18 protein-coding genes are annotated in these 19,569 nt (G+C 48.1%); 13 read left to right on the top strand and 5 right to left on the bottom strand.

Features of this window, described 5'->3' with window-relative positions:
- The first annotated feature begins 98 nt into the window (after positions 1 to 98).
- The 3 genes from BLHYD_RS09530 (at position 99) to BLHYD_RS09520 (ending at position 5,073) form a co-directional block, all read left to right on the top strand.
- Positions 99 to 785, top strand: coding sequence for an ABC transporter ATP-binding protein (locus tag BLHYD_RS09530; RefSeq protein ID WP_005946234.1), 687 nt, complete (start codon positions 99 to 101; stop codon positions 783 to 785).
- Complete coding sequence (locus BLHYD_RS09525) at positions 782 to 3,409, top strand: ABC transporter permease (RefSeq protein WP_040350298.1); 2,628 nt, start codon at positions 782 to 784, stop codon at positions 3,407 to 3,409. The genes BLHYD_RS09530 and BLHYD_RS09525 overlap by 4 nt, the downstream gene beginning before the upstream one ends.
- A gap of 197 nt (positions 3,410 to 3,606) precedes the next feature.
- Positions 3,607 to 5,073 (top strand): citrate/2-methylcitrate synthase, encoded by a 1,467-nt coding sequence (locus tag BLHYD_RS09520; RefSeq protein ID WP_005946232.1) that lies wholly within the window; start codon positions 3,607 to 3,609, stop codon positions 5,071 to 5,073.
- A 109-nt stretch (positions 5,074 to 5,182) separates the two neighbouring features.
- Here BLHYD_RS09520 and BLHYD_RS09515 read toward each other — a convergent pair whose 3' ends face one another.
- Entirely contained in the window at positions 5,183 to 5,662 is a 480-nt protein-coding gene (locus BLHYD_RS09515) for an S-ribosylhomocysteine lyase (RefSeq protein ID WP_005946231.1), read from the bottom strand.
- 226 nt (positions 5,663 to 5,888) lie between these two features.
- Between BLHYD_RS09515 and BLHYD_RS09510 the strand changes: the two genes are divergently transcribed.
- The 10 genes from BLHYD_RS09510 (at position 5,889) to BLHYD_RS09465 (ending at position 16,390) form a co-directional block, all read left to right on the top strand.
- Entirely contained in the window at positions 5,889 to 7,298 is a 1,410-nt protein-coding gene (locus BLHYD_RS09510; RefSeq protein WP_005946230.1) for a uracil-xanthine permease family protein, read from the top strand.
- Positions 7,299 to 7,322: 24 nt separating this feature from the next.
- Positions 7,323 to 8,396 carry an ABC transporter substrate-binding protein gene (locus tag BLHYD_RS09505; protein ID WP_260784499.1) on the top strand — a complete coding sequence of 358 codons (1,074 nt, stop codon included), beginning with the start codon at positions 7,323 to 7,325 and terminating at the stop codon, positions 8,394 to 8,396.
- Positions 8,397 to 8,424: 28 nt separating this feature from the next.
- The gene (locus BLHYD_RS09500; protein ID WP_005946228.1) at positions 8,425 to 9,417 is read left to right on the top strand and encodes a FecCD family ABC transporter permease; all 993 of its coding nucleotides are present in this window, start codon (positions 8,425 to 8,427) and stop codon (positions 9,415 to 9,417) included.
- Positions 9,414 to 10,214 carry an ABC transporter ATP-binding protein gene (locus tag BLHYD_RS09495; RefSeq protein ID WP_005946227.1) on the top strand — a complete coding sequence of 267 codons (801 nt, stop codon included), beginning with the start codon at positions 9,414 to 9,416 and terminating at the stop codon, positions 10,212 to 10,214. Before BLHYD_RS09500 ends, BLHYD_RS09495 begins: the two co-directional genes overlap by 4 nt.
- On the top strand, positions 10,201 to 11,022 hold the full coding sequence (locus tag BLHYD_RS09490; RefSeq protein ID WP_260784500.1) for an FAD binding domain-containing protein: 822 nt from the start codon (positions 10,201 to 10,203) through the stop codon (positions 11,020 to 11,022). Before BLHYD_RS09495 ends, BLHYD_RS09490 begins: the two co-directional genes overlap by 14 nt.
- Complete coding sequence (locus tag BLHYD_RS09485; RefSeq protein WP_005946224.1) at positions 11,019 to 11,483, top strand: (2Fe-2S)-binding protein; 465 nt, start codon at positions 11,019 to 11,021, stop codon at positions 11,481 to 11,483. The genes BLHYD_RS09490 and BLHYD_RS09485 overlap by 4 nt, the downstream gene beginning before the upstream one ends.
- Entirely contained in the window at positions 11,480 to 13,756 is a 2,277-nt protein-coding gene (locus tag BLHYD_RS09480; protein ID WP_005946222.1) for a xanthine dehydrogenase family protein molybdopterin-binding subunit, read from the top strand. The genes BLHYD_RS09485 and BLHYD_RS09480 overlap by 4 nt, the downstream gene beginning before the upstream one ends.
- Positions 13,753 to 14,349 carry a nucleotidyltransferase family protein gene (locus BLHYD_RS09475; protein ID WP_005946220.1) on the top strand — a complete coding sequence of 199 codons (597 nt, stop codon included), beginning with the start codon at positions 13,753 to 13,755 and terminating at the stop codon, positions 14,347 to 14,349. Before BLHYD_RS09480 ends, BLHYD_RS09475 begins: the two co-directional genes overlap by 4 nt.
- Before the next feature lie 48 nt (positions 14,350 to 14,397).
- The gene (locus BLHYD_RS09470) at positions 14,398 to 14,976 is read left to right on the top strand and encodes a xanthine phosphoribosyltransferase (RefSeq protein ID WP_005946218.1); all 579 of its coding nucleotides are present in this window, start codon (positions 14,398 to 14,400) and stop codon (positions 14,974 to 14,976) included.
- A 145-nt stretch (positions 14,977 to 15,121) separates the two neighbouring features.
- A complete protein-coding gene (locus BLHYD_RS09465; RefSeq protein ID WP_196795157.1) occupies positions 15,122 to 16,390 on the top strand; it encodes a type III PLP-dependent enzyme domain-containing protein in 1,269 nt (422 codons plus the stop codon).
- Here the strand turns inward: BLHYD_RS09465 and BLHYD_RS09460 are convergent.
- From BLHYD_RS09460 to BLHYD_RS09445, 4 genes are read right to left on the bottom strand one after another with little or no spacing between them, the layout of a single operon-like run.
- Entirely contained in the window at positions 16,347 to 17,231 is an 885-nt protein-coding gene (locus BLHYD_RS09460) for an RluA family pseudouridine synthase (RefSeq protein ID WP_005946214.1), read from the bottom strand. The two genes, BLHYD_RS09465 and BLHYD_RS09460, sit on opposite strands and share 44 nt — an antisense overlap.
- 56 nt (positions 17,232 to 17,287) lie before the next feature.
- Entirely contained in the window at positions 17,288 to 17,653 is a 366-nt protein-coding gene (locus tag BLHYD_RS09455) for a DUF2304 domain-containing protein (protein ID WP_021844691.1), read from the bottom strand.
- A gap of 13 nt (positions 17,654 to 17,666) precedes the next feature.
- Positions 17,667 to 18,356, bottom strand: coding sequence for a glycosyltransferase family 2 protein (locus BLHYD_RS09450; RefSeq protein ID WP_005946210.1), 690 nt, complete (start codon positions 18,354 to 18,356; stop codon positions 17,667 to 17,669).
- Positions 18,357 to 18,397: 41 nt separating this feature from the next.
- Positions 18,398 to 19,534: a glycosyltransferase family 4 protein gene (locus BLHYD_RS09445; protein ID WP_005946208.1), complete on the bottom strand. Its 1,137-nt coding sequence runs from the start codon at positions 19,532 to 19,534 to the stop codon at positions 18,398 to 18,400.
- Positions 19,535 to 19,569 lie beyond the last annotated feature (35 nt).

Here is a 19,569-nt window from a genome sequence, read left to right as displayed (position 1 = left end):
TTTTTGTAAGAACTTTTTTCTTTGTCTGTCAGAAGGCTGTAAGAAGTAAACGGTATCATAAGAATATACAGTATAGAAACGCGAAGGGAGAAAGGTGCATGGAGATTTTGAGAACCGAGGGGCTTAAAAAATACTACGGGGAAGGTGAGAGCCAGGTGAAAGCTTTGGATGGGGTGAATCTGACCGTGGAAGAAGGGGAATTTGCAGCGGTAGTTGGGACATCGGGCTCCGGAAAATCCACGTTGCTGCACGTGCTGGGCGGCTTGGATTATGCCACCAGTGGCCGCGTTTGGGTGCGTGGACAGGAGCTCTCAAAGCTTAATGAGACTGCACTGACGATTTTTAGGAGGAGAAACATAGGGTTTGTATTTCAAAGCTATAATCTGCTTCCGATTTTGACTGTCTATGAGAACATTGTCCTGCCTTTGGAACTAGACGGCAGGAAACCAGATCAGGCTTTTGTAGAGGAACTGCTGACGGTACTGGGAATGAAAGAAAAGCGGGATAGTCTGCCCGGTCAGCTCTCAGGCGGACAGCAGCAAAGGGCAGCGATTGCCAGGGCGCTGGCGGCAAAGCCTGCGATTGTGCTGGCTGATGAACCGACAGGAAATCTAGATTCCCGGAATTCCCAGGAGGTATTGGGGCTATTAAAGACGACAGGAAAACAGTTTCATCAGACAATCTTGATGATTACACATAATGAAGAATTGGCCCAGCTTTGTGACTGCATCATCCACATTGAGGACGGGAGAATTATAAGCCAATCATGGGAGGATACAAAATGAAAAACAACAATGGCGCCCTAATTCGGCGTTTATCTGTGAAATGCCTCAGAAAGAATAAGGTGAGAAATCTATTTGCGGCTGCGGCGATTGTGCTGACAGGTCTTATGTTTACGGTTCTATTTTCTCTGGGAATTGGTTTCATTCAGGCCACCCAGACAGAGCTGATGAGGGAGGTGGGCACAAAAGCACATGGCGGCCTGAAACGAGTGACGCAGGAACAGATGGAAGAGATCGTGGACAATCCACTGGTTAAAAACTACAGTTGGGATATTTTCATAGGTTTCGCGTCCAACTTAAACCAGAGACAGACAGAGATTCGTTGTCCTTCGGGCATGGGTGAACTGGAAAATACAATGGTTCACCTTGAAGAAGGCGGTCTTGCACAGGCTAGAGATGAGATGGTTGTGGATACTCTGACGTTAGATGAGTTAAATCTTCCCCATAAGATCGGCCAGCTTGTGCCACTTAGGTTCTCGTTTATGGGGCGCGAGGTGACTGAGACTTTTCGGGTCAGTGGCTGGTATGAGGGAGATCTGGTGAAGCACGCTAGTACCGTCTATGTCTCCCCGGCATACTGGGAAGAACTGAGAGGTCAGTACACAAACGAAGAAGTGGACAGATGGAATCAAAGTCAGCAGGGAAACACGGAGCTGGTGGGTAAGTATCAGGTTCATATAAATTTCGGAAATTCCAGACATATTGAAAAGAACCTTAAAAAGATCATTGAGGATGCAGGCTACATTCCTGACCAGGAAGTGGAATATGGGGTAAACTGGGGATATATAAGTACGAAGACGGGTAGTATGGACCCTCTGACGGTGGGAATCTTTCTCAGTGCTCTTTTGGTCATTCTGACGACAGGGTATCTGATTATTTACAATGTTTTTCAGATCTCCATTGTGCAGGATATTCAATTTTACGGTCTGCTGAAGACTTTGGGAACGACGAAGAGGCAGTTAAGGCGTCTGGTACGCCGACAGGTCATGCTGCTGTGTGCCGGGGCAGTTCCGTTGGGAATGCTGCTGGGATATCAGACTGCAAGAATATTGATGCCTCTGATATTTCGGGGGACTGATTATGAATACTTGAATTTTAGACTGCAGTTTAGTCCGTGGATTTTTCTATTCAGTGGTGTGTTCTCGGCCGTTACTGTGTGGCTCAGCAGCAGAAAGCCAAGCAAGATCGCAGGAAAAGTATCGCCGGTGGAGGCTGTTAAATATGTGGGGACTGGACAGGAAAGGCTTCGCACGAGAAAGAACAGGTTACGGAATCGGTTGTTGTCTATGGCTTTGTCCAATATGGGGAGAAATCGAAAGAAAACAGTTATGGTGGTTTCGTCGTTGACGCTGAGTGTGTTGGTGTTAAGCTTAGTAATGACTGCAGCGGGAAGTTTTAAGCTAGACGCCTATCTGGATGACCGGATTATTGGAGATTTTATCTTGGCCAACACGAATTATACATTAGGTTCTCCAAGAGAGCTTGATTTCACCATCGACGAGGAATATCTGAGAGGGGCTGACAGTCAAAAAGGGGTCACAGGCCGCCAGGATATGTATTTGCAGGTGGGGTCGCCTGATTTGATACCAGCAGAGAAAGCACTGCAAAGATATCGGGACTTCTATGAGAGAGGCCAGTTAAAGACAGAGGAAATCTACGGCGGGACACGAGAGATCGAAAAAGTCATGGACGGCAAGAAAGGAATATCGGGTCATCGTTATGCCTATGACACGGAACTTTTGCAGTACCTGAAAGTGGTGGAAGGACAGATTGATCTAGAAAAGTTTGAGACGGGAAAATTTGTTTTGGTCACAGTTTTTGGAGAAGAGGATCGTCCCACCGGAAGTATCTATCAGCCAGGAGAACGGATCACCATAGATCTTTTGACGAAGGGGTCTAAGCCTAATATTGGAGAGAAAGGATTTTCGGGCTGGAGCGATACGGTCGCTAAGGTCTACGAAGTAATGGCCGTGGTGGAGATTCCAGCCAGCATGTCCTGTCATTCCTATGTCGCTAATGGGCTGGACTTGATTCTGCCCCGGGAAGATCTGTTGAAAAATTCCAGATATACCTCGATCATGGCAGTGTCCTATGAGGTGGAAAAAAACTGCCGGGAAGCTTTTTCGAGCTACGTGGACAGCTATATTCGGAGTATGAACAGTAAGATGGGGTGTGTGACTAGAGAGTCTTTGGCCAGGGAATATGAGCAGTGGATTGGCACAGTGCGCCTGATCGGTGTATCTTTGAGCTTTGTGGTATCTTTAATCGCTGTGCTAAATTTTGTCAACAGTATACTGACGGGAATCCATGCGCGGCGGCAGGAGTTTGTGGTGCTACGAAGTGTAGGAATGACTCAGGATCAACTGAAAAAGATGTTGATTTTAGAAGGTGTGGTCTATGTATTTTTAGCCTCAGCAGTCAGCCTCGTGCTGGGTGTTCTCTTATCTTTTGGAGTTGTAAAACAGCTGGAAAAAGTCATCCTGTTTTTTCAGTATCAGTTTACAGTCCTCCCGTATCTGATGATTCTCCCGGCTTTTTTTGTGGTGGCGGTGCTCGTACCGCTGCTGGCATATCGGAAGTTGAAAAAGGAGAGTCTCGTGGAACAGCTTCGCAGGGCATCTGTATAGCAGAGGGCAAACAGAAAAGTTATTTTAGCTGGAAGAGTAACATTCTTAAGTAAAATTGGAGAAAATACTTGAAAAATAACTTTACAAAGTTACTTTTGTCATATTATACTATACCATAGTAGAGGACGAATCTGGCAAAGCGGCCAGATTCGTCCTCTTGATACAAAGACCGATATTTGTGAGTCAGAAAGGAAGGTATGAAAATGAAAGCAAGCGATATGGACCAAAAGATGAAACAACTTGTAGAGTACTGCAAAAAATCAGGAAGAATTGATCCGAATTTATACATAGAATACGATGTGAAAAGAGGATTGCGTGATTCCAACGGAAAAGGCGTACTCACGGGGCTGACGGAAATCTCGGATGTCAGTGCGTACCGTGTGATCAACGGCCGAAAAATTCCGGTGGACGGAGAGTTGTATTACCAAGGCTATAATGTGGGAGATCTAATTACTGGGAGCCAGCATGAGAAATTTACCTTTGAGGAAGTGACATATCTGCTTTTGTTTGGCAGCTTGCCCACAGAGGAACAGTTTCAGGAGTTCTTAAAGATTTTAAGCTACTACAGGGACCTGCCGGACAATTTCGTGCGTGAAGTAATCATGCAATCCACTAGCGGCAACATGATGAACATGCTGCAAAAATCGGTATTAACTTTGTATTCTTATGATTCGGACCCCGACAATATCTCGATTCCTAATGTCTTGAATCAGTCCTTGAAATTGATCGCCCAGATGCCTTTGATTTCTGTCTATGGTTATCAGGCTTACCGGCACTACCATAAGAGGGAACACTTGATTATTCGCTATCCTCTGCCAGAGCTGTCCACAGCGGAGAATATTCTGAGACTGCTAAGAAACAATGGAGAGTACAGTGAGCTAGAGGCGAAAGTGTTGGATGTGGCTTTGATTCTTCACGCAGAGCACGGTGGTGGTAATAACTCCACGTTTTCTACGCATGTCATCTCCTCCACGGGCACGGATACCTATTCTGCGATTGCGGCCTCCTTGGGTTCCTTGAAAGGACCTCGGCACGGAGGAGCAAACCTGAAAGTTCAGGATATGTTTGAGGACATCAAAGGACATATCAAAGACTGGGAGGATGAAAAAGAAATCCGAAAGTATCTGGATGCGATGTTGGACGGTAAGGTTTTTGACCACAGTGGCTTGATCTATGGAATGGGACATGCAGTCTATACTTTGTCTGATCCAAGGGCTGTGATCCTAAAGAAATATGCAAAGGCGCTGTCAGCGGAAAAAGGAAGAGAAGAAGAGTTTGCACTGTATGAACGGGTAGAGAAAATCGCAGCTGATGCGATCATGGAGAAACGTCAGTTGTTTAAACCGCTGTGTGCAAACGTGGACTTCTACAGTGGTTTTGTGTACAGCATGCTTCGGCTTCCAAAAGAACTTTTCACAGCCATCTTTGCGATTGCCCGTATTTCTGGCTGGTGTGCACACAGAATGGAAGAGCTGGTGAATGCAGGCAAGATCATCCGCCCTGCTTACAAATATGTGGGAGAGCATAGACAATATACAAAGATCTCAGAGAGACAGATACGGCAGGTAGGTGAGGAGGACATCGCTGCTGCGTCGGTATCACAAGAGCAGCCGGAGGAAAAAAAGGAAGAGAAAGAGACTCAGACAGATAAAGATAATCAATAAGACGAAACGGCCCTCTGGCGCTGAAGCTGCTTAAAAGCTTCTGTGCCAAGGGGCCGTTTGTGCGATAAGCTGTCTACGGTATCGCGCTGGATAGAAGACTATCCGATTATCACTGAGGGTAGATGAGACGTTCTTCAGTGATCTGATAGAGCACGTCGTCTAAGTATTTTTTTGCCAGGTATTTTGCCATTCCCAGGTTCATGTCCAGATAGTTGCCACAGTCCTTTGGGGTGGCACCCGGGATCTCTCCCTCGAAATCACGGATGAATTCAAAGGTCTCAATCATCAAGGGGACAATGTCTTTGGATTCATAGTCGCCGTTTATCAGCAGATAATTGCCGGTACGGCAGCCCATGGGTCCCCAGTAAATTACTTTGTCCTTGAAGTCCGGTTGGTTCCGCAGATAGGTGGCAGCCAGATGCTCCATGGCATGCAGTTCCGCCGTGTTCATGACAGGTTCCTCATTGGGAGAGGTCATGCGGATGTCAAAGGTGGTGATGACTTGGCCGCCCACCCGGTCTTTGCGGGAGACGTAGATTCCAGGCTGCAATTTTATATGGTCAATGGTGAAGCTTGCGATTTTTTCCATGAGTGGACTCCTTTCTCTATGTACTTTGTCTATTTTAGCAAAAAAGAAAGCCAGTTACAAGACCTGAGGTTTTGGAAAATTTTTTCTATACAAGAGTGAAAAAATCCGTTATACTTTTACGTGCTGTGTCAAAAACTGGCGATTGGCGGTGTCGAAGAATTTGACGAAATGCTGCCGATACAGTACACTGACAGTAGGCGAATAAAGATCAATAAGGAGAGAAAACATGAATCAGCAAAATGTAAATGGTGCGGAATATGATTTTTATGGCAAACTTCCACTGAAGAAAGCAATTCCGCTTGGATTGCAGCATGTACTGGCAATGTTTGTGGGAAACCTTACCCCGATTTTGATTATCACGGGTGCCTGCGGCCTAGGTGCGGGCAGTGAATTTGCCAATTTGCAGGTGACGCTGCTGCAGAATGCAATGTTGATTGCGGGACTTGTCACCTTGGTGCAGTTGTTTGCCATTGGCCCCGTGGGCGGCAAGGTACCCATCATCATGGGAACCAGTTCTGGCTTTATCGGAGTGTTCAACAGTGTGGTAGGAGTGATGGGAGGCGGTGTCGTGGCCTATGGCGCGATCATGTGCGCTTCGATTATAGGTGGAATCTTTGAGGGGATTTTGGGATTCTGCTTGAAGCCACTGCGCAGATTTTTCCCAGCAGTGGTGACGGGAACCGTGGTGCTGTCCATTGGATTGTCTTTGATTGCAGTGGGTGTGAACTCCTTTGGGGGCGGGGATTCCGCCGCTGACTTTGGGTCTGTAGAAAATCTATTTCTGGGAGTCATAGTTCTGATTGTCATTGTGGCTTTGAAGCATGGAACCAAGGGAATGACCAGCTCTTCTTCTATTCTTATCGGAATTATTGTAGGTTATGTGGTGGCTGCAATTATGGGAGCGGTTCTTCCGACCACTGGCGTGAGCGCGGACGGCACGGAATTTACAAAGGCGTGGGTGCTGAATTGGGATAAGGTTGCAGAGGCTTCCTGGTTCGCGGTTCCCAAGCTGATGCCGGTAAAACTGGTCTTTGACTGGAGGGCGATTCTCCCGGTTATGATTATGTTTATTGTGACGGCAGTGGAGACGGTCGGAGATATCTCCGGTGTGATGGAAGGCGGACTAAATCGAGAGGCGACAGACCGGGAATTGTCCGGCGGCGTGATCTGTGACGGTCTGGGATCCAGCTTTGCAGCGATATTCGGAGTTCTGCCGAATACTTCTTTCAGTCAGAATGTGGGCCTGGTTGTGATGACGAAAATTGTGAACCGGACAGCTTTGGCTATGGGGGCGATCTTTTTGGTGCTGTGCGGTCTGTTTCCAAAGCTGGCGGCTTTGATATCCATCATGCCTCAGAGTGTGCTCGGCGGGGCGGCAGTGATGATGTTTTCGTCCATTGTAGTCAGTGGAATTCAGTTGATTACGAAAAATCCTTTGACCACCAGAAATATTACGATTGTCTCAGTGGCTCTAGGACTTGGATATGGAATCGGAGCCAACAGCGGAGTGCTGACACATCTTCCGCAGGCGGTTCAGCTGGTATTTGGCGGTTCCGGTATTGTGCCGGCGGCTTTGATGGCGATTATATTGAATGTGGTGCTGCCAAAAGAGCGTACAAATGAAAAGTCAAACTAAACTTTAGAAAGGAGGACAAAAAAGATGAAGAATTGGAAACGCTGCTGTTGTGCTTTTTTGACTGCGGCGCTGCTGTGCACGGTCTTTGCAGGCTGCGGCGGCAAGACGGAGAGTCAGACCACGCAGGAACAGGAGACGGACCAAAAGGCAGAGAGTGAAGAAAGTATTACGGTTACGGACCAGGCGGGCAGGGAAGTTACTTTGAACGGTCCGGCAAAAAAGCTGGTCTCTGCCTACTATATTTCCACGGCTTTGCTGATTGCGTTGGGATGTGAGGATGGCCTGGTGGGAATTGAGAAGAAAGCGGACACCAGAGAGCTGTATAAGCTGGCTGCACCTGAGCTTTTAGAACTTCCGGCAGTGGGCTCTGGCAAGGGAATTAACGTGGAAGAGACTGCAGCTTTGGAGCCTGATGCGGTTATCATACCGCTTCGCCTGGAAGACAGTGTAGAATCCTTTGAAGAACTGGGAATTCCTGTGATTGTGGTGAATCCGGAGACCCAGGAAGATTTTGAAGCCTGTGTAGAACTTCTGGCCCAGGTGACGGGGACTGAGCAGACCGGAAAGCAGCTGTTAGACTACTACCATGAAAAGATGGAAAAAGCCAGAAGCCTGACTGCGGATTTGGAGGATAAGCCGACCGTGTATCTGGCGGCAGGCTCTGATTATCTGAGTACCTGTACTTCTAAAATGTACCAGAACGACTTGATTCAGATGGCAGGCGGAATCAATGTGTCTGAAGAGCTGACAGATGGTTATTGGCAGACGATTTCTGCAGAACAGTTGTTGAACTGGAATCCTCAGTGGATTTTCGCGGTGAATTATGCCGAGTATACGTTGGATGATCTGAAAAATGACGACGCTTTGTCAGGGGTACAGGCTGTGGCAGACGGAAATGTGTGGACCTTCCCCTCGCAGATTGAAGCGTGGGATTATCCAACTCCTTCTTCTGTGCTGGGTGTGCTGTGGCTTACTTGTATGCTGCACCCAGAGGTATACAGCCAGGAGGAATTTATGGAAGAAGCTCGGGATTTCTATCAGACATTTTTCCAGATCGATGTGACCGAGGAGCAGTTAGGGCTTCCAAGTGCAGCGTGAGAACAGTGTAGAATAGTGGAGGAAAACCATGAGACAGAGAAGATTCTGGATATTGGCGGTATTGTTGTTTGGGAGTATTCTGGCTTCCTGCTGTATCGGACGGTATCCCTTGACTTTAAGAGAAATCTGGGAGATTGTCACGGGAACCATGACGGAAGGAATCAAGTCGGATATCTTTTTTAGGGTCCGTCTGTCCAGAGTCTTTTTTGTGTGTCTGTCTGGCGGAGCGCTGTCTGTGGCTGGTCTGGTCTATCAGAACCTTTTTCAGAATCCGCTGGTTTCCCCGGACGTGTTAGGGGTCAGCAGCGGAGCGTCTGCCGGAGCAGTAACCGGGATTTTGCTGGGTACTTCTGCGGCAGGCGTGCAGTTTTTTGCACTGACAGGAGGCATCGTGACGGTGATTTTGGCCCTGATCTTGGCGAAAATGATGGGAAATCAAAGAAGTATCAGCCTGATTTTAGCTGGGATTGTCATGGGGGCTTTGGCGGACTCTGGGATTATGGCCTTAAAATACGCGGCGGACCCAAATAGGCAGCTTCCTACCATTGATTACTGGCTGATGGGCAGCTTTCATACGATTCGCTGGGAGGATGTATGGACCATTCTGCCTCTGATGGTAGTTGGCTTTCTCCTTCTGTGGATTTTTCGGTGGAAGCTTCAGGTGATGATTTTAGGAGAGGAGGAAGCAGCTAGTTTAGGGCTTACAGTGATAACTGTAAAATTAGCGGGAATCTTTGCGGCGACGATTCTGGTATCTGCGGTGGTCTCTGTGACTGGTGTGATCTCATGGATTGGCTTAATTGTACCCCATATGATGAGATACTTTTTTGGGGAAAGTCTTCGCAGGAACTATGCTCTGTGCATCTTGGGCGGAGCTGCGGTCCTTTTGTGGGCGGACACCCTGGCACGGTCGCTGACTCCTTCAGAAATTCCAATCAGTATTTTGACCTCACTGATTGGCGCCGTCTTTTTGGTTATGCTGCTGTTTTGGAGGAAGAGAAGAGGGGAGACGGTAGTATGAGACTGGAAGTGAGAGGACTGCGGATATGTTTGCAGAAAACAGAGATATTAAGGGATGTTTCCTTTTGCTGTGGCCCTGGTTTAACGGCTGTATTGGGAGTCAACGGCGCTGGGAAGACCACATTGCTCAAGAGTTTAGCTGGGATTTGTCCGCTGTCTCAAGGAGAGATCTGGCTGGAGGATGGAAAATCTCTGGCTCTCCATGAGATGTCTGCGGGACGCCGAGCCAGATATCTCTCCTATGTGCCCCAGGAGAGCAGGACAGGGCTTCACTGTCCGGTGAGAGAATTTGTGGTGATGGGGAGAAACCCCTATCTGAACTGGCTGGATACGCCGAGAAAGTCAGACTATCAGAAGGCTGATGAAGCGATGGAGAGCTTACATATCCGCCATCTCTCAGAAGCATATTTCGACGAGATCAGTGGCGGAGAACGCAGGCTTGCCTATCTGGCCAGGGCCAGGGTGCAGGAAGCCAGATGGATGGTGTTGGATGAGCCTTTGGCCAATTTGGATTTTGGGCGCCAGCACAGATTTTTGGTCAGGCTGAACAGGTATCTGCGGACAGAGGGAACAGGAGCAATCTTGAGTGTTCACGATCCTCTTTTGGCCTACGAGTACGCAGAACAGATTCTGGTGTTAAAAGAAGGAAAACTGGCGGCCTCACTGAGTAAAAAGGACTGGGATTTTGAGAAAACTTATCTGAGCTGGCTAAGACAGCTCTATGGGATGGACGGGCGGGTGTACGAGACACCGGAAGGAAAAACCATTGTGTGGAGGAGACAGGATGCTAAAAATTAAGGAATATGTAAAAGTAAAGAGCCTCTCACAGGCTTATGAATTGAATCAAAAGAAAAATAACAAGATTATCGGGGGAATGTTGTGGCTGAAGATGGGAAACCGGAGGATACAGACAGCCATTGACCTGTCGGAACTAGGATTGGACAAGATTGAGGAGACAGAACAAGAATTCGTCATCGGATCTATGGTTACTCTGCGGGAGCTGGAGACACATCCAGGTTTTTGTGTCTACACGAAGGGGGCAGCTAGGGACAGTGTCAAGGACATTGTAGGGGTTCAGTTTCGAAATCTGGCGACTGTGGGAGGCAGCCTGTACGGAAGATTTGGGTTTTCGGATGTCTTAACTTTTTTTCTGGCTTTGGATACTCAGGTAGAGCTTTACCATGCCGGCAGGGTTTCGTTGGAAGAATTTTCCGGGATGCCTAAAGATCGGGATATTTTGGTGCGCGTGATTGTAAAAAAACACTCATTGGCCTGTACGTATTTGGCGCACCGGAATACCAGGACGGATTTTCCGGTTTTGGCCTGCGCGCTGTCTGTGGATGAACGGGAAGGAAAAATTGTGGTGGGGGCAAGGCCCTCCAAGGCAGTGATGTGGAAGATGACATCTGAGGAGGCGAAAAAGCTGAGAGAGGGAAAACTTACTGACGGCGAGAAAGAGGCTATGTTTGAGAGAGTGAGCGGAGAGACCGTCCTCGGGTCTAACATGAGGGCAAGCAGAGAATACCGGGAACATCTGCTGGGAGTGTTGATGGAGAGAGGGCTGGACGCATTGAATCAGGAAGCTCAGGGAGGTGAACAGGCATGAGAATTCAAATAGAAGTCAATGGAAAGATGATTTCCCAGGAAGTGCCGGCAGATTTACTGCTGATTGATTTTCTGAGAGAGCATGGCTGCTACAGTGTAAAGCGGGGCTGCGAGACAGCGAACTGTGGACTTTGTACAGTTTTTTTGGATGAGAGGCCGGTTCTGTCCTGTTCTGTGCTGGCGGCCAGGGCAGACGGGCATAAAGTCTGTACTTTGGAAGGGCTTCAGGAGGAAGCGGCGGAGTTTGGAGCTTTTATTGCTGACCAGGGGGCGGAACAGTGCGGGTTTTGCAATCCGGGCATGATTATGAACGCCCTGGCGCTGTTTCGGGAAAATCCAGAGCCTACCGAGGAGGAAATCAAGGAATATCTGGCAGGAAATCTCTGCCGTTGTTCCGGCTATGAGGGACAGCTCAGAGGAATTCAGGCATTTTTGGAATATAAAAAGGGGGCGAAGCTATGAGGACGGTCAATCAGCCAATCAGGAAAAAGGACGCGATGTCTTTGGTGACAGGACAGCCTGTGTTTTTGGATGATGTAACAGGAAAGGACTGTCTGGTTGTGAAGGTTCTGAGAAGTCCTCATGCCAACGCCATGGTTCAGTCCGTCCGCACCGAAGCAGCGAAGAAGGTGGAGGGGATTGTGGCTGTCTATACCTGGGAAGATGTGCCGAGGGAAAGATTTACGATGGCTGGCCAGACTTATCCGGAACCAAGCCCCTATGACAGGCTGATTTTAGACAGACATGTGCGGTACGTGGGGGATCCGGTGGCTATTGTGGCAGGAGAAAATGAAGTCTGTGTAGACCAAGCTTTGAAAAAGATCAAAGTGACCTATGAGGTGCTTCCGGCAGTTCTGGATTTTCACCAGTCGAAAGACGGTGAAATTTTGGTGCACCCCGAAGAGGACTGGAAAGCGCTGTGCTCTGTAGGGGCGGATAATAAGAGGAATCTGTGTGCCAGCGGCTCCTCTGGTGAAGGAGACGTGGAGCAGGTGCTGCAGGACTGTGAGGTGGTGGTAGAGGGGACTTACCACACCAAAGCCAATCAGCAGGCGATGATGGAGACTTTTCGAACCTACTGTTGTCTCGATGCCTATGGGAGGCTGAATGTGTTAAGCTCCACACAGATTGTCTTTCATGTGCGCCGGATTCTCTCCAACGCGTTGGGAATCCCCAAGTCCCAAATCCGAGTGACAAAACCGAGAATCGGAGGAGGTTTTGGGGCGAAGCAGACTGTCGTCTCGGAGATTTATCCAGCCTTTGTAACCTGGATGACCAAGAGGCCGTCAAAGATGATTTTCAGCAGGAAGGAGTCTCAGATCGCTTCTTCACCCCGCCACGAGATGGAGGTGACTGTGCGCATAGGTGCGGACAGAGATGGTACAATCCGGGCAATGGATGTATATACGTTGTCAAATACAGGGGCGTACGGAGAGCACGGTCCCACGACGGTGGGATTGAGTGGTCATAAATCCATCCCTTTGTACGGAAGTCTGGAGGCACACCGATTCTCCTATGACGTGGTCTATACGAATCGGATGTCTGCGGGAGCTTACCGGGGATATGGAGCTACGCAGGGAATTTTTGCCGTGGAGACAGCAGTCAATGAGTTGGCCGAGAAGCTTGGCATGGACCCTGTGAGGCTCAGGGAAAAGAACATGGTCCGGGAAGGACAGGTGATGCCTGCCTACTACGGGGAACAGACGAACAGCTGTGCGCTGGACCGCTGTATGGCAAGGGCCAAGGAGATGATCGGCTGGGATGAAAAATACCCTTGCAGAGATATGGGAAACGGTAAAGTGCGAAGTGTGGGCGTGGCGATGGCAATGCAGGGCTCAGGAATTTCTGGTGTGGATGTGGGCTCCGCCTCTGTGCGTCTTGACGATGGAGGCGGCTATACACTGACCATCGGCTCCGCAGATATGGGGACAGGATGTGACACGATATTGTCCCAGATGGCCGCGGAGAATTTGGAGTGTTCTGTGGAGGAGATCTCCGTGTATGCCGCGGACACCGATGTCTCTCCTTATGACTCAGGTTCCTATGCGTCCAGCACCACTTATGTGACAGGCAGGGCAGTTCAGCAGGCTTGTGAAAAGCTGCGACAGAGTATGTGTCGGGCAGCCGCGCTTTTTTTGGATGCGCAGGAGGAACAGATTCAGTTTGACGGCAGCCAGTTCGTGGACTTGTCTACGGGAACGTCGATGTCAAGAAAAGAGTTGGCGGATCAAGGAATGAGCGGCAGCCGGGAGTCCTTAGAGGCGACTGTCACGCACAGTTCTCCAGTGTCGCCTCCGCCGTTTATGGTAGGAATGGTGGAGATTGAGTTGGATAAGCTGACAGGGTCTGTGGAGATTTTAGACTATGTGGCCGTGGTGGACTGCGGTACCGTGGTGAATCCCAATCTGGCGAGAGTACAGACGGAAGGTGGGCTGGTCCAGGGAATTGGAATGGCTCTGTATGAGGATATTCAGTATACGGCAACGGGGAAAATGCGGAACAACTCTTTTATGCAGTATAAGATTCCCACACGCTTGGATTTGGGAAGACTGCGGGTGGAGTTCGAGAGCAGTTATGAACCGACGGGGCCGTTTGGGGCGAAATCCATCGGTGAGATTGTAATCAATACGCCTTCTCCTGCACTGGTTCATGCGATCGCAAATGCCACAGGACTGTGGTTTCATGAGTTGCCTGTCACCAGCGAGAAAATCGCTATGGGGCTGAAGAAAAAATGAGACTGAATTTGATCTATCTGGCAGCAGGAAACAGCCGGCGTTTCGGAGAAAACAAGCTGCTTTTCCAGATACGGGGAAAACCCTTATACCGTTATGGACTGGAACGTCTGATGGAAATCTGCGAAAGATATCCCCAGTGGAAGCTGACGGTCGTTACCCAATATGAAGAAATTTACAGGGAAGTGAGACGGCTGCCGGTTTGGGCGGTGTTTTCACCCAAAAGCCGGCAGGGGATTTCCCATTCCATCCGGGCAGGGATTTTGGAAGGCTCGGGAGAGGAGGGTAAGGGAGGCTTCGTCTTTTTTGTGGCGGACCAGCCCTGGATGAGCAGTGAGACTTTGGAAGGCTTTTTAAAGGCAGTGGAGGAAAAAAAGCCGCTGCTTGGCTGTATCAGCTATCGGGGCTGTGCCGGCAATCCCGTCTATTTTTCAGAGAGTATGAGGGAGGAACTCTTGGCTTTGAGAGGAGAACAGGGAGGAAGGACGATCTTAAAAGGAAAGGAAGCGCAGACTTTTTTCTACGAAGCGGCGTCAGAAAGAGAACTGGAGGATTTGGATTATCGGCCTGAGGAAACGCTTGCATTTTTGCGGTAAAATGGGTACAATAAGAGTCACACAAAAGGATAAACAGGGGAGACGAATATGCAGTTATTACAAGATCGGATTCGCAAGGATGGCAAAATCAAAGAGGGAAACGTATTAAAAGTAGACAGCTTTTTGAATCATCAGATGGATATTCAGCTGTTTGAAGAGATTGGGAAAGAATTTAAGCGCCGCTTTGAAGGAGAGAAAATCAATAAAATTCTGACGATTGAGGCTTCCGGAATTGGAATCGCCTGTGTGGTTGCCCAGTCTTTTGGAGTTCCGGTGGTTTTCGCGAAGAAGAATCAGACCAAAAATATTGCCGGAGATGTCTACACGACAAAGGTGGAATCCTTTACCCATGGACGTGTCTACGATATTATCGTGGCAAAGGAATTTTTGGGAAAAGGGGACAGGGTTCTTTTGATTGACGATTTCTTGGCCAATGGAATGGCGCTGGAAGGACTGGCAGAGCTGGTTCAGCTTTCAGGGGCCGAGTTGGTGGGAGCAGGAATTGTCATTGAAAAAGGATTTCAGCAGGGCGGTGACTTGCTGCGCTCCCAGGGAATCCGCATAGAGTCTTTGGCAATCATAGATTCCATGAATGAGAAAACCGGTGAGATTGTATTCAGAGATTGAGAGACCTCTAAAAAATAACCACCTGATTTAGAGAAATATTTTTGTATCTATGCTCGGAGAACCTGATGTTATGGGAACTCCGGGCTTTTTTCTGTACTCAGACCGATGAAAAATTATGTGGTCAAAGAAAGTGAGGCAAATAAAGGTGATATTTGATAAGGAAATAGTAGAAGAACAGGCGAAACGATATGACAGTTTTTACCTGTATGACGAGAGAAAAATTGTTGATAGCATTCGGAGGTTGAAACAGCATTTTCCAAACATAGAATTTCTGTATTCCATCAAATGTAATTCCAATCCTTATGTCATCAATAGTGTTTTCGCCCAGGGATTGGGAGCAGATGCTGCAAGCGCCGGTGAAGTGCGAAAAGCTGTTGCGGCTGGTCAGAAAAAAGAGAAGATCTATTATTCCGCAGCAGGAAAATCCATGGAAGATATCGAGAGCACAATGGAGTCCGCAGTCTTGATTGCTGACAGTATCGAAGAAATTAAGAGGATTCAGTTTGCGGCGAAGCACAGAAATCTCGTGGTAGAGATTGGGATACGAATCAACCCGAATTTTTCTTTTTACAAAAATGAGGGAATGCCTTCTAAGTTCGGCATTGATGAGGAAGAGGCGTTAGCCTTTTTGAGAGAAAATCGTTTTCCTAATGTGAGAGTGACGGGTATTCATGTGCATTTGCGCAGCCAGGAGCTGAACACAGAGCTTTTGGCTAGGTATTATGAGAATGTTCTCGAGTTGGCAAGACGGGTGCAAAAGGTGACAGATGTGTCTTTGGACTATGTGAATATGGGGGCTGGCATGGGGATTCCTTATGCGGTCAAAGATAGAGCGTTGAATTTAAAAGAGCTGGGCCAATCTGTCGAGGCCGCAGTTGCCAGGTTCCGTGAGGAATTTCCCGGCATAAGAGCCATGATTGAGACGGGACGCCATGTGGTAGGAAAAGCGGGGGTCTATGTGACAAAGGTGATGGATCGAAAAGTGTCCCATGCGAAGACATACATCATTTTGAAGAATACTTTAAACGGTTTTATTCGCCCCTCTTTAGCCTGCCTGGTAGAACGGTATTGGCAGGGCCAGCAGTCTCCTGAGGGAAGTGAACCTCTCTTTACCGGCACAGATGCATTTCAGTTTCTTACACTGCGTGAGAGGAAGCCTGCTGAGAGGGTGGATCTGGTAGGAAATCTTTGTACGGCAACAGATATCATTGCAGAGAATCTTGTGATGCCTCGTTTGGAATGTGGAGATGTTGTGGTCATAACGAATGCGGGGGCCTATGCTGCTGTTTTGTCACCGGTGCAGTTTTCCACTCAGATACGGCCTATAGAATTGTTTTTAAACGAAGATGGCAATGTCGTGGAAGAATCTTTTACTCCCAAGCTTGAAGAAAGTCTTTCGGGACAGGAGCCGTAAGGCAGAGGGGTTTGTCCGTGATTGGGTGGCAGAAATCCAACTGGTAGGAGTGCAAAGATACGCGTCCGATACGGCTGTAGTCCGGGTTATATAAATAGTCTCCCAGCAGAGGATAGCCTAGATACTTCATGTGCACGCGAATCTGGTGAGTTCTGCCGGTTTCAAGGCGAAGCTGAACCAGGGAGAGTCCCTGATGGAAAGCGAGACATTCGTAGCGGGTGAGGGCAGGTGCTCCTGTGCGAAGGTTGACTTCCCGTTCTATGACAGAAGCGTCCTTTCTGGCGATCGGTGCGTCGATAACCCCGCATTCTGGGCAGAGACCTTGGACCAAGGCCAGATAGGTGCGGTGAATCTCTCGCCGTTGCATAGCTGCGGACAGAAGCGCTGCACTGTAGGCGTGTTTGGCAAGAATCAGGGCGCCGGTGGTATCGCGGTCCAGACGGTTGATACAGCGGTAGACAAAGGATATTCCCTGGCTTTGGTAATAATGGGCCACACCATTAGCGAGAGTATTTTCATAATTTCCCATGGAAGGATGGATGGGAGTGTCAGCGGGTTTGTTCAAGACTAAAATATCTTCGTCTTCATAGAGGATTTTCAATTCCATGGGAGTAGGTGGGATATTCTGGGAGGAAATGTTCTCCACCAGGCGGATATCCAGGCAGTCTCCTTCCTGAAGCAGAACACTGCCGAAGGTGTTTTGCCCATTGCGCAGAATTCCCTGAGGAGATCTTTTTAAATGCAACAGGAGGCTGCGGGAATACCCCAAGGAGCGCAGAAAATCATAGATAGTGATTCCTTCTTGTGTTTTTGTGATCGTATAGTGAAAAATCCGTTCCATAAATTCCTCATGGCGTGCGAGACGCTTTGCCTTTTCTAATGTCGGAGAAGATAGGTTCAATTGGTTTTGTTCGCTGTGTTTTGAGAGTCTTCCAGTTTTTTGCTCAGAAGCGCTAGTTCCTGTGTGAGCTTAGTGACCCGTCTAGAAAGGCGGGAGACTGCTACAGTGAGGGAAAAGATAATGAGCAAAGAAAAGCAAAAGCCCAGAAAGAACAGCATGTTAATGGGAACTTCTATGCCCAGAAGCGATGCCAGAAAGCTGGTCAAACCGGGAAACAGATCAAAAATCAGGATTCCCGCTCCCAGAAAAATCCAGGAGAGAGCATATTTTAATTCCAATTTATTTTTTCGAATGAGATTGACTAGTACAATTAATCCCGCGAGTATGATTAGGGCGATGATAATCTGTAGCTTGAAACTCATAGCAGCTCCTTTCTCAGTGGCGAATTCGTTCAATCAAAATAGCCAGGGTAACTTTAATCATATAATAGATGGATTTACCAGGGGAGATTGAAGAGACACCACCGGTTCTCTTTTGCATCATCACAGGAATTTCTACGACTTTCTTTTGTCTTCTCAGAATACAGACAGTGCTTTCAGGTTCAGGATAGTCCTTAGGATAGTGGCGGGCGAACAGCTCTATGACTTCACGATTTACTAGCCGCAATCCAGAGGTGGGGTCCGTGATTGTCTGATGTGTCAGAAGACGAATCAGCCAGGTGAAATATCGGATTCCCAGCCGTCTTGTAAAGGAGGACTGAAATCCTTCTTTACGGATAAAACGGGAGCCTATTACCATAGCTGCCTGCTGTTCTTCCATAACTTTTACCATTTCTTTTAGATAGGCGGGGTCATGCTGGCCATCGCCGTCCACTTGAACAGCCGCATCGTAATCGTTCTCCCAGGCATAGAGATAACCTGTCTGAACCGCACCGCCGATTCCCAGATTGATCGGGAGATTAATGTGGTTATATTGATATTGCTCACAGATCTTTCTGGTATGATCGGTGGAACAGTCATTTATGACAATGTAGTCGAAATTCTGGTGATATTCTTTTAATTTTTCTATAGTTTTCTTAATATTTGATTCCTCGTTGTAAGCGGGGATGATGACTAAGGTTCTCATATACGATCTCACTTTTGCGATAGATGTTTGATAGGACTGTCTTAAAGTGCCTGAACTTTGTCGGTGACAATGTCCCAGGTAAAGTTTTCAGTCAGTTTTTGATAGGTGTTTTTGATAGCAGTTTGCCGTTCTTTTGGATGTTCCAAGGCGTGACATAGGCCGTCAGCGATAGCGGAAGCGCTGAGTTCTCTTAGAATTGTTCCACCGGTGTGATCAGGAAGCAATTCGTAAGGACAGGCAGTATCGGTGACGACAATATAATTTCCACAGGCGGCGGCTTCTAGCAGGGAGGTAGAGAAGCCCTCCGATACGGAAGGAAGACAGAAGATGTCTGTGATTCGCAGCAGGTCGATGATCTCTCCCGCATCCAGTCTCCCTAAGATTTTCATGTGGGAATCATCTATAGCCCTCAGTTCTTGTTCCAGATCACCGTCTCCAGCGATACAAAGATAAGTATCGGGATAGATTTTCTGAAGCTGTGAAAAAGCCTGGGTCAAAGGGAGAAGTCCCTTTTCCCGCAACAGCCTGCCTGTGAATGTGATCACGGAAGCGTGATTTGGAATCTGACATTCCTTGCGAAAATCTCGTTTTGGTTTGTCCAGGCGGGCTTGTATTTCCTTTAAGTCAATGGCGTTGTATAGTGTGCCCTTTGCGCGGATGTGAAAGTGCTTCAGCCAGCGTACGCTGGCCTGGGAGACACCATAGTAGTCTTGACAGAAGAGCTGAAGGATCTTTGTGAATAGATGCTCATACCAGCCGCCAACGGTGTCCCAAAACGGATTGTGCACGGTCAGGTGGCTGGAACCGTGATCAATGACGACGGTTTTTGTCCCTCGGATTTTTCCAAACAGAACTCCGTAGAGAGAGTGAGGATAAAAACGCGTGTTGACAATTACTTTGTCAAAGCGTTGGTGCTTTAACTGTCGGTGTATTTTGAAAAAATCACCTGTAGGTTTCAGCACGGGAAAACGGCCATCCAGAAGATTGAGACAAGGAAAGCGATAGACGGGAATTCCATCCATACATTCGTAGGAGGAGAGTCGCTGTACATTGGACGTGACAATCACCACACGGTCTCCCCGCGCAGTCAACTCTTTGGCCAGGTGGTAAGTATATCGTTCCACGCCGCCCAGATGAGGGAAATACTGAGCGGCAAAAATGCAGTAAGATTGATTCATAGTAGTATACCTATTTTTTATATTTGTCAGTTAAA

It is taken from the genome of Blautia hydrogenotrophica DSM 10507, assembly GCF_034356035.1.
GTDB classification, from domain to species: domain Bacteria; phylum Bacillota; class Clostridia; order Lachnospirales; family Lachnospiraceae; genus Blautia_A; species Blautia_A hydrogenotrophica.
This window is presented reverse-complemented; position numbering and strand designations above follow the sequence as displayed.

Coding starts and splice junctions, on each gene's coding strand:
- BLHYD_RS09455 (WP_021844691.1), bottom strand. CDS start 17,653: ATGAGTTTCAAGCTACAGATTATCATCGCCCTAATCATACTCGCGGGA.
- BLHYD_RS09480 (WP_005946222.1), top strand. CDS start 11,480: ATGAGGACGGTCAATCAGCCAATCAGGAAAAAGGACGCGATGTCTTTG.
- BLHYD_RS09525 (WP_040350298.1), top strand. CDS start 782: ATGAAAAACAACAATGGCGCCCTAATTCGGCGTTTATCTGTGAAATGC.
- BLHYD_RS09520 (WP_005946232.1), top strand. CDS start 3,607: ATGAAAATGAAAGCAAGCGATATGGACCAAAAGATGAAACAACTTGTA.
- BLHYD_RS09510 (WP_005946230.1), top strand. CDS start 5,889: ATGAATCAGCAAAATGTAAATGGTGCGGAATATGATTTTTATGGCAAA.
- BLHYD_RS09470 (WP_005946218.1), top strand. CDS start 14,398: ATGCAGTTATTACAAGATCGGATTCGCAAGGATGGCAAAATCAAAGAG.
- BLHYD_RS09445 (WP_005946208.1), bottom strand. CDS start 19,534: ATGAATCAATCTTACTGCATTTTTGCCGCTCAGTATTTCCCTCATCTG.
- BLHYD_RS09475 (WP_005946220.1), top strand. CDS start 13,753: ATGAGACTGAATTTGATCTATCTGGCAGCAGGAAACAGCCGGCGTTTC.
- BLHYD_RS09515 (WP_005946231.1), bottom strand. CDS start 5,662: ATGGAAAAAATCGCAAGCTTCACCATTGACCATATAAAATTGCAGCCT.
- BLHYD_RS09530 (WP_005946234.1), top strand. CDS start 99: ATGGAGATTTTGAGAACCGAGGGGCTTAAAAAATACTACGGGGAAGGT.
- BLHYD_RS09505 (WP_260784499.1), top strand. CDS start 7,323: ATGAAGAATTGGAAACGCTGCTGTTGTGCTTTTTTGACTGCGGCGCTG.
- BLHYD_RS09500 (WP_005946228.1), top strand. CDS start 8,425: ATGAGACAGAGAAGATTCTGGATATTGGCGGTATTGTTGTTTGGGAGT.
- BLHYD_RS09460 (WP_005946214.1), bottom strand. CDS start 17,231: ATGGAACGGATTTTTCACTATACGATCACAAAAACACAAGAAGGAATC.
- BLHYD_RS09485 (WP_005946224.1), top strand. CDS start 11,019: ATGAGAATTCAAATAGAAGTCAATGGAAAGATGATTTCCCAGGAAGTG.
- BLHYD_RS09490 (WP_260784500.1), top strand. CDS start 10,201: ATGCTAAAAATTAAGGAATATGTAAAAGTAAAGAGCCTCTCACAGGCT.
- BLHYD_RS09495 (WP_005946227.1), top strand. CDS start 9,414: ATGAGACTGGAAGTGAGAGGACTGCGGATATGTTTGCAGAAAACAGAG.
- BLHYD_RS09450 (WP_005946210.1), bottom strand. CDS start 18,356: ATGAGAACCTTAGTCATCATCCCCGCTTACAACGAGGAATCAAATATT.